Annotated in this window: 12 protein-coding genes and 5 tRNA genes; 9 read left to right on the top strand and 8 right to left on the bottom strand. The window is 43.5% G+C overall.

The annotated features are described in order from the left end of the window. Positions 1–4: 4 nt before the first annotated feature. The 8 genes from CK503_RS07600 to CK503_RS07565 all read right to left on the bottom strand — a co-directional run bounded on the left by CK503_RS07600 (position 5) and on the right by CK503_RS07565 (position 8484). Complete coding sequence (locus tag CK503_RS07600; protein ID WP_095606202.1) at positions 5–1354, bottom strand: MATE family efflux transporter; 1350 nt, start codon at positions 1352–1354, stop codon at positions 5–7. Between the two features lie 96 nt (positions 1355–1450). Further along, positions 1451–5335 (bottom strand): sensor histidine kinase, encoded by a 3885-nt coding sequence (locus tag CK503_RS07595; RefSeq protein ID WP_095606201.1) that lies wholly within the window; start codon positions 5333–5335, stop codon positions 1451–1453. Positions 5336–5377: 42 nt separating this feature from the next. Beyond that, a complete protein-coding gene (locus CK503_RS07590) occupies positions 5378–6352 on the bottom strand; it encodes a 2-hydroxyacid dehydrogenase (protein WP_095606200.1) in 975 nt (324 codons plus the stop codon). 6 nt (positions 6353–6358) lie between these two features. Beyond that, positions 6359–6775, bottom strand: coding sequence for a hypothetical protein (locus CK503_RS07585; RefSeq protein WP_095606199.1), 417 nt, complete (start codon positions 6773–6775; stop codon positions 6359–6361). A gap of 1 nt (position 6776) precedes the next feature. Next, positions 6777–7190, bottom strand: coding sequence for a ribosome silencing factor (rsfS, locus tag CK503_RS07580; protein ID WP_095606198.1), 414 nt, complete (start codon positions 7188–7190; stop codon positions 6777–6779). A gap of 10 nt (positions 7191–7200) precedes the next feature. After that, the gene (locus CK503_RS07575; RefSeq protein WP_095606197.1) at positions 7201–7650 is read right to left on the bottom strand and encodes a LytR C-terminal domain-containing protein; all 450 of its coding nucleotides are present in this window, start codon (positions 7648–7650) and stop codon (positions 7201–7203) included. Between the two features lie 19 nt (positions 7651–7669). Further along, on the bottom strand, positions 7670–8206 hold the full coding sequence (locus CK503_RS07570; RefSeq protein WP_255233359.1) for a hypothetical protein: 537 nt from the start codon (positions 8204–8206) through the stop codon (positions 7670–7672). A gap of 193 nt (positions 8207–8399) precedes the next feature. Then, positions 8400–8484, bottom strand: a tRNA-Ser gene (locus CK503_RS07565). A 111-nt stretch (positions 8485–8595) separates the two neighbouring features. On the opposite strand from CK503_RS07565, the gene queA reads away from it, so the two are divergent. The 9 genes from queA to CK503_RS07520 form a co-directional block, all read left to right on the top strand. After that, positions 8596–9642 (top strand): tRNA preQ1(34) S-adenosylmethionine ribosyltransferase-isomerase QueA, encoded by a 1047-nt coding sequence (gene queA / locus CK503_RS07560; RefSeq protein WP_095606196.1) that lies wholly within the window; start codon positions 8596–8598, stop codon positions 9640–9642. 3 nt (positions 9643–9645) lie between these two features. After that, the gene (gene ispD / locus CK503_RS07555; protein WP_095606195.1) at positions 9646–10335 is read left to right on the top strand and encodes a 2-C-methyl-D-erythritol 4-phosphate cytidylyltransferase; all 690 of its coding nucleotides are present in this window, start codon (positions 9646–9648) and stop codon (positions 10333–10335) included. Position 10336: 1 nt separating this feature from the next. Next, positions 10337–10810, top strand: a complete 474-nt coding sequence (gene ispF, locus CK503_RS07550) for a 2-C-methyl-D-erythritol 2,4-cyclodiphosphate synthase (RefSeq protein ID WP_095606441.1) — start codon at positions 10337–10339, stop codon at positions 10808–10810. 2 nt (positions 10811–10812) lie between these two features. Next, positions 10813–11445, top strand: coding sequence for a DedA family protein (locus CK503_RS07545; protein WP_095606194.1), 633 nt, complete (start codon positions 10813–10815; stop codon positions 11443–11445). A 147-nt stretch (positions 11446–11592) separates the two neighbouring features. After that, a tRNA-Thr gene (locus CK503_RS07540) sits at positions 11593–11664 on the top strand. Between the two features lie 62 nt (positions 11665–11726). Beyond that, positions 11727–11809, top strand: a tRNA-Tyr gene (locus tag CK503_RS07535). 6 nt (positions 11810–11815) lie between these two features. Continuing rightward, positions 11816–11888 (top strand) — tRNA-Gly (locus tag CK503_RS07530). A 24-nt stretch (positions 11889–11912) separates the two neighbouring features. Next, positions 11913–11984 (top strand) — tRNA-Thr (locus tag CK503_RS07525). A 62-nt stretch (positions 11985–12046) separates the two neighbouring features. Continuing rightward, the coding region (locus tag CK503_RS07520) for a GTP-binding protein (RefSeq protein WP_141239900.1) at positions 12047–12499 on the top strand (453 nt) is incomplete at its 3' end.

The raw sequence follows: 12499 nt of genomic DNA, 5'->3' as shown, positions 1-12499 counted from the left end.
TAGGTTATTTTTTGGTGAGCAGATAGAATCGAATGTTATGCAAGATGGCTGCAATCGTAAGACCGGCAATAAGTCCCATCCAGAGCCCCTGCGGGCCAATATTGCGAATGATTCCTAAATAATAACCGAGCGGTAGGCCCACCATCCAGTAGGCGACAAAATTAACGGCCATCGGCACGGTAGTGTCTTTGAGTCCTCGGAGTGCACCATACCCGCTGACCTGTAATCCATCTGAAATCTGGAAAATGGCAGCCATATACAACAGGCTTACCGCTACTTTTTGTACTTCAGCATCCTGAGTATACATGCTTGTAATGAGTTCCGGGAAGAGATACATGATAATGGCAGTAATACTCATAAAAAAGGTGGCCATAATAATACCAAGATAGCCTCGTTTACGGGCTTCTACCATAGATCCCTTACCAATGGCATTCCCAACGCGCGTAGTAATGGCAGTTGAAAGTCCGAAAGGTACCATAAAGGTCATGGCCGAAAAGTTGATCGCAACCTGGTGACCGGCCACGGCAACAGCGCTTAGGGATCCCATGAAAAGGCTTACCAAGGCGAACATGGTAACTTCCATGGTGGAGCTGAGCCCGATAGGAACGCCAACGTGCAGGAGTTCTTTTAGGTATTTCCACTCCGGAAGCCTCCATTTTGAAAATATTTCAAATCGGTCGTAGGGTTTATGTTTCATAGTAAAAAGGAGCATCCCCAAAAACATTACAAATCCCACAATTGAAGAGGCGTATCCGCATCCGACGGCTCCGAGTTCGGGGAATCCCAGCTTGCCATACATTAGTACATAGTTGGCTCCAATATTGACAAAGACACCAATCAGAGCAAAATACATGGCCGGACGTGTTGCTGACATGCCTTCGTTGAAAAAACGAAGAGCCATATATCCGCAAACTCCAAAAGTACCCCAGGAGATAGCATCCAAGTAGCCCTGTGAGAGCGGAATAATTTCTGGCGTAACGTCCAGAAAATACATTACGAATTCGAGGTTACGGATCAGAAAAAAAATGGGGATGGCAAGAAAGAGGGAGAGCCAGAGGCCTTGTCGCACGTTAACGCCAATTTCCTCAAAATTACGTCCCCCTACGTGTTGTGCTACAACGGGCGTCAGAGCCATCAGGGTGCCGGCCGCCAGCATCATAAAGGGATTGAAAACCGCACCTCCCACAGCTACCGCTGCCAGATCTTGTGCAGATAAATTCCCCGCCATCACTGTATCTACAAAGTTCATCGACATTTGCAGCAGTTGAGCCATAATTACCGGCAGCCCGATCTTGAGGGTAATACCGGCTTCTTTGCGAAGGTTATATTTTTCTGACTTTAAATAAGCAAACATTGAAGAATATACTGCTTCAGGAAAGCGAAATTTTTTATTTCAGGGAATCGCGTATGGTACAAAAAAAGAGAGGGAAAAGTAAGCAGAGGCCGGATGTTATTTTTGGGGCAACTTAATCACAAAGGTGGTGCCTTCACCTTCAACTGAGGCAAAACTGATGCTGCCTTCGTGCGCTTCGATAATCTTTTTACAGATTGCCAGTCCCAGACCGGTACCGCTGGATTTAGTCGAGAAGTTGGGGACAAAAATATTGGGGCGATCTTCTTCGGCAATGCCGCTACCGTTGTCTTCTACCTCAATAAATGCATTTTTCTGATGGTAATATAGGCGGAGTACAATTTCTCCGTTCTCATCGGGCATGGCTTCGTAAGCATTTTTAACGAGGTTGATGATGATACGCTTTAACTCATCCGGTATACCTTGAACCTGTACGGGATGTTGGGGTGTTTTCAGAGTAATAGTAACTTTTTCGTCGTGCTCATAGAGTTTGGCGACCGAAGCTAAAATAGTTTTTAGATTAACTTCTTTAAAATCCTCGGTTAGAGGTTGAGAGAACTTTGAAAAGTCAGAGGCAATATTGCTGAGTGACTGAATTTGCTCAATCAAATTAGAGGTAATTTGTTGTACCCGTTTTTTAAGCTCTTCAGGATTTTGGCTATCGCTTTTGAGCTGTCGTTCTAAGTGTTGAACATTAAGCTTCATTGGTGTAAGCGGATTCTTAATCTCATGGGCTACCTGCTGGGCCATCTCTTTCCAGGCAGCTTCGCGTTCGGCGGTGGCCAACTCTTTTTGAAGTTTTTTAAGTCGCGAAACCATGTTGTTGTAAGCTTTGGCCAGATTCCCGATTTCATCGTTGCTGGTAACGGGAATAGTGGTGTCGAGATCACCGCCTGATATTTTGTTCAAACCTCGTTGGATATAAACCAATGGGCGTGTGAGTTGTTTTGATATAAAGGTCGAGGCAAGGATAAATAATCCAAATACAAACAGATAAACCAGAATAAGATAGCTGATGGTTTCGAGCAGTTGCTGGTCGTATTTCGGAGATTCCAAAAATGTAGGAATGGCGATAGTAGCCACCGGTACATTTTGATTATTTAGGATGGCGCGATAACCTATAAGCAGGTTCTGTCCGGCCAGCTGTACGTTTGAGTAAGCTTCTTGACGGTTTCGATTATTTAGCTGATGATAGATGTCGTAGGGTAGGGCGGCTGGTAAAAGGTGCTGCTGATAGATCTGTGGAGTGGTGGTTTCGGTAACGGTTTGTCCCGTGTAAAAACTGGCATCTACATCAAGTGGGGTGGTTAAAGAGTCCAATGAAAACGAAGAACCAACTTGGCTTTTGTTGCGAATTACTTGGTCCGACTCGATGGAGCTGGATAGCCGTTCAAGCTTATCAACCAATTCTTGCCGTACGATATCACGGTTTTGCTGTTTAATAGCGTAATGTGATGAAGCAATCAAGAATCCCAGAAAGATTAGCGTTGCCAAAAGAAAGCTGTCGATAAGGCGATCCTGAAAACGCACGTTAGAGCCGAGAAACTGGAAAGTAAATTTTGGGAGTACCTGTTTTATTATTAAAACCACTCCACTTATCAACAGTAAGAAAAAGCTGAAACGGAAAAATGAAAATAAGATAACTCGATAACCGGGGAGGGTAGTACTTGCTTTGATGATATTATTTTGGGACTCATTCCAAAACAAGGTACGATAGGAAAAAGTATCTGTTTGTTCTGTTACATGGATGAGGGTATCGTTTTGCAAAGCGTTAAGTTGGTTCTGTTCTAAGGTACGATACTTTGGAAAATAGTTGGTAAAGCCCTGCTGTACCGAGTTTACAAGTTTTCCGTCTTGGAATTTTTGCAAAAGATAAGGAGTGTTTAAATCATCAAAGCTAAGCCTGGACATAACCGTACGAATGGGCTTATTGTACTCCGGACGTTCCTGGTATACCGAGCAAAGAATCCAGGCAATAGGCTCTTGATCTGAAATTCCAAATACAGGAATCCATCCGCGATAAAAGGTACGATACTCTTGTTGGTTGATGAGCTGCGGCATTTGGACGACCGGCCGGATGGTGGATTTTGTAATCTGTTCAATTTCAGTGACGACCTGTAGCGTAGATATATTATATCTGTTTACCCAGTTTGGTGAGTTAAGATCAGTGGCATAATCACCGATCAGCTCTCCTGATGAGTTAACAAACTGAAGGTTTAACGAATATGTGTTACTTCTGGGAGAGATATAATTTTGTATTGTTTGGGTAAATCGGGTTTGTAGATTGGATCTGTTTTCTTGCAGATCTTTTGCAGTAATGCCTCGAAAACGTTCTTCAAGCTTGATAAGCAAGTTGCGGGTAAGGTTTTCTGCGAAATGATCTTCTTCCTGGGCATAGCTTGATGCGCGTTGCCAAAGTTTATGATCAGTACTATTGAGCGCTGCCTGATATAATACCGGTAAACAGACAGTAGCTATTAAAAAAGATCCGATAATTGATTTTCTTAATCGGGACTTATGAGTTAGTTGACTCACATTTTTTTCATAGGCAAAAGCAGTCATCAGCACGATGGCAAATCCCATAATGCTGCTGTAGAACATCCAGTTAAAAATAAATCGTTCGGGAATAAACAGCTGGGCAATAAATAGACTAATGAAAAAACTGGCTGATAGAACGGACGAAGTTAGCTTGAGATGCTCCCGGGAAAATCGAAATAGCATACGATTTAATACGATGAGTATATTACCGGCAGCTAAGGTGGCTAATCCAAGAACCAAGTATAAAATAATCGTTCCGGGCTCAGGGAAGATACGGAGGTCAAGAGTAGCAACAGCTGTATTATTGGCTGCCTGGAAAAGCATCTTAAAGAAACTGAGAATGGCCAGTGCATTAACAACGCCAAAAATACTGGCTAAACTGATGACGCTTAAATACCAGTCGGCTTTGAGCTCGTGTTTGTATTCCTGCAGTTTTCGTGTTGTTGCCCAAGAGGCAATAAGGGCAAAGGCAGCATTGGTAAATGAAGCACTTAAATTAGTGACTAAGTTAATCCACTCCGTATTTCCCGAAGAAGATATAGAAAGTATCCAGTAGGATAATAAATCGGAATACGAGAAAATTGTCCATCCAGCAATGACGAACAAAAGTTGTACCAGTAAGGCTTTCCACAACGAAAGATGTTCGGCAGCTGCAAAGAGAATCGAAATTATGAGTATAAAGCTGAGGATCGCAAAGATCGATCGCCAGAAGGTAGTGTTCTCTTCCCACTCTGCTTGTGTTTGTTCAAATTCATCAGCGGTAGCGTAAACCACACCAACCGAATCGCCCTGCAAATTTGTTAAGGTCTTACTTTGGACGGTTTGAGCAGGAGGATCACTAAAAATGCTAAAATCAAGCGGATACGAAGTTGAGAAATTATCAGAATTAAACAGGTTGAATTCACTTTCTCCCCCAATAGAAAGTGGGTTATTTTGTTGGATGCGATAGGTTGTAAATAGATCGTAGCTGATGGTGCCCGAACTGTCTTGGATGCTAAACGGGATATGGCATTCCCAGTAAATTGCATTGTTATGTCTCTTAAGGATGAGATCAGGAGTAGATGGATCTCGATTTTGAACGTGTGTAATATTTTGAAGCGCAAATCCCCTCCATATGATAGGTTCATTATCATGATATAGTGCTGCACTCCACAGATTGGAAATCTGATTTAATGTATTATAAAGATATTGGTCGGATCTGTTTTGAAGAAGAGGCGCTTGAAGGGTGCTTGCAAGATTTTCCGAATCGGACAACAGTTGCTTCTGTTTTTCCAGAAAGTAACTGGAAGCCCTGTCAAGGCTACTTTCAATGACTTCTTTGTTGGTTGTGGGTGATGGTTTTACGCCATACCGCCACCCTTCAAGAAGCAGTAGAGTCAAAAGCAAAGCCAGCAGCGACCAGCCAAGCCAGCGGTATAGTTGTTTTTTTGTCGAGAAGTTCATCATAACCACATCAATCGGTTCCGTGATACGGAATATGAACCGAAATTAAGGCTGAATCAAGTTGGGAATTTCTGAGGTTGGTTTGCCTTCTAAAATTCCAATGATGGCATCAGCGGCAAGCATGCCAATGGCTTTACGGGTTTGAAAGCTAGCACTGGCTATATGGGGGGTTCGAATGCAATTGGGTGCTGTTTTAAGTTTGGGATGTAATTCCGGTTCGTTTTCAAAGACATCAAGACCTGCGCCTCCAATAGATCCATTGTGCAGGGCATGGGCAAGAGCCTCCTCGTCAACCACAGCTCCCCGTGAAGTGTTGATTAAAATTGTGTCTTCCGGCATTAAGGAGAGAATTTCCTCATTTATCAAATGATGTGTTTCATCGGTGAGTGGGCAGTGAAGCGTTACAATATCCGATTGTTTGACAAGTTCTTGCACAGTTGAGCAGTATTGAGCGTCGAGTTCTTGTTCCAGGTCAGGATCCACTTTGCTACGGTTGTGATAGATGATATCCATCCCCAGGGCTTTTGCCCTGCGAGCTACCCCTGTACCGATACGTCCCATACCAATGACGCCAAGTGTACTGTCGTTGAGTTCTTTTCCAAGAAAACCGAGCGGTTCCCAGTTATTGAATTTTCCCTCTAAAAGGTATTTTTGGGCTTCAAACAGGCGACGCGATACGGCCAGCATGAGTCCGAGCGTAAATTCTGCGCAGGAATCGGTAAGTACGTCCGGCGTATTTGCCACGGCTACGTTGTGTTTTTGAGCAGCTTCAAGGTCGATATTGTTATAGCCTACCGCATGATTAGCAATAATCTCAAGATTCGAACCCGCGGCAATAACTTTTTCAGTGACCGGATTGGAGAGCATTGGAAGCAATGCATCATAAGCGGGGATATCATCAGCCAGGATTTGCTCGTCATTATAAGTGCCTGGTTCTCCTACATCTACCTGATACCGTTTTTCAAGTTTTTCAATTACGGATGGAATAATGGGTTCGGTAATGAGGACGCTTTTAGCCATAATAAATTATAAACTGTAAGAGCTACCGTTAATAATTACTTCTGCGTGACTGTTTAGTTCTTTTTCTGTGATGCTGTCATAGACATAGGAGAAAGGAGTGAGCACCTGTGAGCACATCATGTCAGGATTGCGCCAGGCTTTTATGTCCAAATACAGCGAGTCACCGGCAGTGCGATGAGTAACATGTTGGAGCTTTGTACAGGCATCCGGAAAGGTTCCGTTGATCACCAGTGCCAGCTCATCGTTATTCGTGACCTTTTTAACAGAATCGATATACACTTTTGATTGCTGATGTGGTTCATCATCAGGTTTCTGGATGGTCACCAGATTTTCATAGGATTCCACATTATCACTTTTTTGTGATGATGAAGCACAGCCGATTATTAAAGCAAAAGCCGTTATAGTGTAAAGAAATAATCTCACGTTATTGATGATCTTCTATTTTTCGCATAGGAGCATCATTCCACATTCGTTCAAGAGCATAATATTCCCGCAGTTCTTTTTTAAAGATATGAACCACAACATTTACGTAATCAAGAATAACCCATCGGCGCGATTCTCGCCCCTCTTCTTTCCAGGCTTTTTCATTGAGCTGCTCTTTCGTTTCTTTATTGACGTTATCGGCAATTGCTTTAATTTGCACGTCCGTGTTAGCATGACAGATAACAAATTTATCGGCCAGTGTTGTTAATTCATGCACGTCCAATACAGTGATATCTTCGGCCTTTCGGTCAAGGAGGGCTTCACCAATGACTTCAATGAGTTTATCAGAATCAACCGTTTTTTGGTCATTGGAGCTGCTAAACTGTTGATTAGTTTGAGGAGATGTATTTGTCATATAGTATTTGTTATAATTTGAGTGATTTGTAATCAGAACCGATTACCACGGTGGCATCCAGATAAAAGTCTTCTGAGGCTTCTATGAAAACATGTTCCTCTGCGATGCCAAGGGCGTCGGCAACGCGCTTAGCATTTTTTGTATCAAAGGTACGGGCAATAACAACCGTATTTTGCATGTCAAAGTTTTTAAAGTTCCCGGTTTCAACTACATCAAAACCGTTTTTACGCAAAGCGGATGTAAAATCATTGGCAAGGCCCGGAACGCCGCAACCGTTCAAGACCTCAAGTTGTATAATATCCCCAATTAATTCCGGATTATTTGTTGCTCGCTGATTTTCAATACGCGGATAGACAATACGTGTAAATAATCCGAAGATGAGGAGTGCCAGCAGGAGGCTTAAGAAGCCGATGGTTGCATTTAAAGCAAAAGAATTCGTTTCGCTATTCTTTGATGTCATTAATTATTATGTCCGAAACTCAAAAATTGCGATCGTGGAATGGTGATCCGAAAGGGTTATGACGCATACCCGAAGACCATGGGTTCATTCCATATCCATAGTTGGGCACCTGCTGGAATTGAATGCTAATATTGCTCCGGTCGCTGATTTGATAATTAAGTTCAGCGTTACGGATTAAAAACTGGGTATCCATGCCGTTGTTGGAGTTTGGAGACATCATATTATTACCAAACGGTGAATGTAGTAATGATAGGTCTACTCGTCCGGTTAAATCTTCAGAAAAGAAGAAGTGCATGGTGTTGGTATAGGCGTTCATGTTTTGGAACTGTCCGCCAGCGCTCGAGAACATCATCGAATAGGAGTGGTCCATCTGCATGTTAAATAGGTTGCTCAGATCTGCTCCTTGGCTGGGATCATTTTGTTTGACAATGGGACCCATTAGTTCAGAACTATTGTTAGCGTCTGACCTTAATTGCGCATGAGATGCGGAACTTAGCCCAATCAAAAATAAAACGACTAAACTTACCGTTGATATAAATGCTGTTTTTTTCATCATAAGACAGATATCTATTTTTAATCTCTTAAGAGCTAATATAACGATTACCTCTTAAAGAAAGTATAATTATAATAAAGTCTTCATCTAAGATAAAGAGCTGAGGATGATAATTGACAATTTTCATACACTGCAGAAAAGTCTAATAAACAAGTTTTGTCGACGGACAAATAATCGACAGGATTGGTGGGGTAAGCGGAGGTGGAGGGATTCGAACCCCCGGAACCCAAAGGTTCAACGGTTTTCGAGACCGCCCCATTCGACCGCTCTGGCACACCTCCATGCTAAATATTGCCGTTTGTCCAACGGAATAAAATAGAGTATATTTGGAACGCTTTGAATCTGACCAAAATACCGGTTAAGGAAAACAAATAAAAGCCCATAGTTCGATAATGAAACTTACCGATTTTAAATTTGATACAGAAGATTTTAATGTCCCCGACGAACCTGTGCAGCCTCGTGATGCTGCTAAGCTGATGGTTTTAAATCGAGAAGATCAATCCATCAAACATGAAACATTTGCTGATATTCACAAATATCTGGACGAGGGAGACGTTCTAATTTATAATAACACAAAAGTTTTTCCCGCACGGCTGAAGGGTAAGAAGGAGAAAACGGATGCCGACATTGAGGTGTTTTTGCTTCGGGAACTTGTGCCGGAAAATATGCTTTGGGATGTGTTGGTTGAGCCTGCACGTAAAATTCGTATAGGCAACAAATTGTACTTTGGACCCAACCTGATGGCCGAGGTCATTGATAATACGACCTCTCGCGGCCGAACGATTCGTTTTCTTTTTGAGGGGTCAAACGAAGAGTTGTATCATATTTTAGATAATATCGGTGAGATGCCGCTGCCCCCGTATATTGAGCGTGAAGCAAGGGAAGAAGACAAGGAGCAATACCAGACAATTTTTGCCAAAGAGCGTGGTTCAGTAGCAGCGCCTTTTGCGGCTATGCACTTTACTGAGGAGCTGGTTGAGAAATTGGAGGATAAAGGTGTTGAGATGCTGCCGATTACCATGCATATCGGATGGGGGACATTCCGCCCGTGCGAAGTGGAAGATTTGACAAAACATCGCACAGATTCCGAAAACTATTATATATCCGAGGAAACATCGTCTAAAATTAATGAAGCTTTGGCCGATGAGGATCGCAAGGTTGTAGGTTGTGGCACGACTTCGGTGCGAACTATTGAGACAAGTATCACCGCAAGCGGTATTTCGAAACCGGGTACAGGCTGGACGGATAAATTTATCTTTCCACCCTACGATTTTAAAATAACTGAAGGGGTCATCACTAACTTCCATCGTCCCGAGTCTACAATGTTGATGTTGGGTGCTGCTTTTGCCGGCTATGATTTTCTGATGGAAGCTTATGAGGAAGCACAGGAAAAGGATTATCGTTTCTTTGCTTTCGGTGATTCAATACTGATCCTCTAAGCTGTGACTACGAAAGCACTTATTATTCCGGCTGCGGGGGTAGGAAGTCGTATGCAGAAGAATACCCCCAAACCTTTTTTGCAACTGGAGAACTGTACTATTCTGGAGCAGACTATCCGTTGTTTTTTACCGCTCGATGGATTGCAACAGATTTTTGTTGCTACTTCAGAATCTTTTTTGGAGAAAGCGGAAAGTATTCTTGGAAAGATGCTTCCACCACAGATAAATGGCCGTTGCCTGGTAGGCGGAAAGACACGCCAGGAGTCTATATATAATGCTTTGCAGAAAGTTTCAGAGACCGACCTTGTGATAGTTCATGATGCCGTTCGGCCTTTTGTGAAGCTACAGCATATCCAAAAATGCTGTGATACGGCCGAGGAATATGGAGGAGCTGTATTGGGGGTTCCGGCAAAAGATACGATCAAGAGGATTGATGATCAGCAGCAAATTAAAGAAACACCATCGCGAAAATTTTTATGGCAGACCCAAACCCCACAAATTTTTCAGAAAGCTCTGCTTGTTCAGGCATATAACCAGGCAATCCAAGATGATTTTGTTGGAACAGATGATGCCTCTTTGGTGGAAAGATTGGGAGCTACGGTAAAAATGGTGAAGGGAGATCGATCCAATTTTAAGATTACATACCCGTTGGATTTGCAGCTTGCAAAATTGCTAATTAAAAAAGATGGATAAGATGCGCATCGGATATGGATACGATGTACACCGGTTTGAAGACGGTGGTCCGCTTATTTTAGGGGGCGTAGAGATTCCGTTTGAAAAAAGTTTGTCCGGCCATTCTGATGCCGATGTCTTGCTACATGCCATCACGGATGCTTTGCTCGGCGCCTGTGCCTTGGGGGATTTGGGGAGTCACTTTCCGGATACTTCCGAAGATTTTAAAGATATAGATAGTAGGGTACTGCTTCGAGATGCTTTAACACTCGTTGAGGAAAAGGAGTTTTCCATTGGAAATATTGACGCTACAGTGGTAGCTGAACAACCTAAACTATCATCTTATATAGATGAGATGCGTCAAGTTATTGCGAAGGATCTAAAAGTTGATGTTGGTCAGGTATCGGTAAAGGCAACAACCTCTGAAAGATTAGGATTTGAAGGTAAGGGCAAAGGTATCTCGGCAAGGGCCGTGGTATTGCTAACAGGGAGTTAATCATGGTAGACCAATTTATTCAAGAGGCCGTTCAGTTTATAAATACGCTTCCCCCGTTAAGTATTTACTTAGTTTTTTTCATGGTGGCCTACGTTGAAAATATCGTGCCTCCTATACCTGGTGACGTCTTAGTTGCTTTTGGCGGATATTTAGCTGCGGAATCAGTTATCGGTTTGGTACCGATTTTACTGCTTACCACTATTGCTTCGGTGATAGGTTTTATGAGTATGTATTGGATTGGCAGCCGGTGGGGTAGGCTAATTCAGCAAAAGAAGAAACAATTCTGGCTTCTTCGATTTATTCCGTTAAAATATATCAACAAGGTTCGGTCGTGGATGCAACGATGGGGAATGGGTGTAATTTTGGCAAATCGTTTTTTAGCCGGAACGCGATCCGTTATTTCATTAACAGCGGGGCTAAGTCATACCCATATTAGTGGTACTATTATTTATTCAACGATAAGTTCTCTTTTATGGAATGGCATTTTGCTTGGCTTTGGGTGGATCGTGCACGAGAATTGGCAACTTATTGGAAAATACCTCTCTATTTATGGAAGAATTATTTTAGCAGGTATAGCTATATTTATAATAATTAAGCTGATAGTCTATTACTACAACAAGCGGAGCCCGAATTGATGGATTTTTGGGAGTTACTGAGAAAAAAGATTTAATTAGTAATTTTGTGTTGACAAAAATAAAAACTGTACTTAGTTTTGGAGTCTTTCGGCCAAGGGCTGATTGTTGCATTGGAACGTCGGCCTAAATATGGAAAAGACTCGATAAGCCAGCGTAGCTCAGGGGTAGAGCAGCTGTCTTGTAAACAGCCGGTCATCGGTTCGAATCCGGTCGCTGGCTCACTTGGTTTGTCGGGTGTTTGGAAAGCTTGGTCGAATTAAATTTGACATACTGATTTCGCGGGGGGGATACCAAAGTGGCCAACTGGGGCAGACTGTAAATCTGTTGGCGTGAGCCTTCGTAGGTTCGAATCCTGCTCCCCCCACACTAAGCGGGCGTAACTCAATTGGTAGAGTGTCACCCTTCCAAGGTGAATGTTGCCGGTTCGACTCCGGTCGCCCGCTCAGCCCCATGCGGGATACGCACAAGCCGTTATAGCTCAGGGGTAGAGCACTTCCATGGTAAGGAAGGGGTCGTCGGTTCAATTCCGACTAACGGCTCTGCAAGTGCAGAAATAATTATTGATGTGATTCTGAACATTTAACTGTAAACTTATTTACTCATGGCAAAAGAGACATTTCAGCGAAACAAGCCACATGTAAACATAGGAACGATAGGTCACGTAGACCACGGGAAGACGACCCTGACGGCGGCGATTACGACCGTAATGGCCAAGCACCACGGCGGGGTAGCCAAGCAGTTTGTCGACATTGACAACGCCCCCGAGGAGAAAGAACGGGGTATTACGATCTCGACGGCGCACGTCGAGTACGAAACCGAGTCGCGTCACTACGCGCACGTGGACTGCCCGGGCCACGCCGACTACGTGAAGAACATGGTGACGGGAGCAGCCCAGATGGACGGGGCGATCTTGGTGGTAGCAGCCACCGACGGCCCGATGCCGCAGACCCGCGAGCATATTCTGCTGGCCCGCCAGGTAGGCGTCCCGCAGATTGTGGTCTTTATGAACAAGACCGACCTGGTCGACGACGAAGAGCTGATCGAGTTGGTTGAG

The sequence above is a fragment of the Fodinibius salipaludis genome, assembly GCF_002287075.1.
GTDB lineage: Bacteria > Bacteroidota > Rhodothermia > Balneolales > Balneolaceae > Fodinibius > Fodinibius salipaludis.
Note: the sequence above shows the minus strand (reverse complement) of the source record. Positions and strands in the feature narration are given on the sequence as shown.

Coding starts and splice junctions, on each gene's coding strand:
- CK503_RS07600 (WP_095606202.1), bottom strand. CDS start 1,354: ATGTTTGCTTATTTAAAGTCAGAAAAATATAACCTTCGCAAAGAAGCC.
- CK503_RS07595 (WP_095606201.1), bottom strand. CDS start 5,335: ATGATGAACTTCTCGACAAAAAAACAACTATACCGCTGGCTTGGCTGG.
- CK503_RS07590 (WP_095606200.1), bottom strand. CDS start 6,352: ATGGCTAAAAGCGTCCTCATTACCGAACCCATTATTCCATCCGTAATT.
- rsfS (WP_095606198.1), bottom strand. CDS start 7,190: ATGACAAATACATCTCCTCAAACTAATCAACAGTTTAGCAGCTCCAAT.
- CK503_RS07575 (WP_095606197.1), bottom strand. CDS start 7,650: ATGACATCAAAGAATAGCGAAACGAATTCTTTTGCTTTAAATGCAACC.
- CK503_RS07570 (WP_255233359.1), bottom strand. CDS start 8,206: ATGATGAAAAAAACAGCATTTATATCAACGGTAAGTTTAGTCGTTTTA.
- queA (WP_095606196.1), top strand. CDS start 8,596: ATGAAACTTACCGATTTTAAATTTGATACAGAAGATTTTAATGTCCCC.
- ispF (WP_095606441.1), top strand. CDS start 10,337: ATGCGCATCGGATATGGATACGATGTACACCGGTTTGAAGACGGTGGT.
- CK503_RS07545 (WP_095606194.1), top strand. CDS start 10,813: ATGGTAGACCAATTTATTCAAGAGGCCGTTCAGTTTATAAATACGCTT.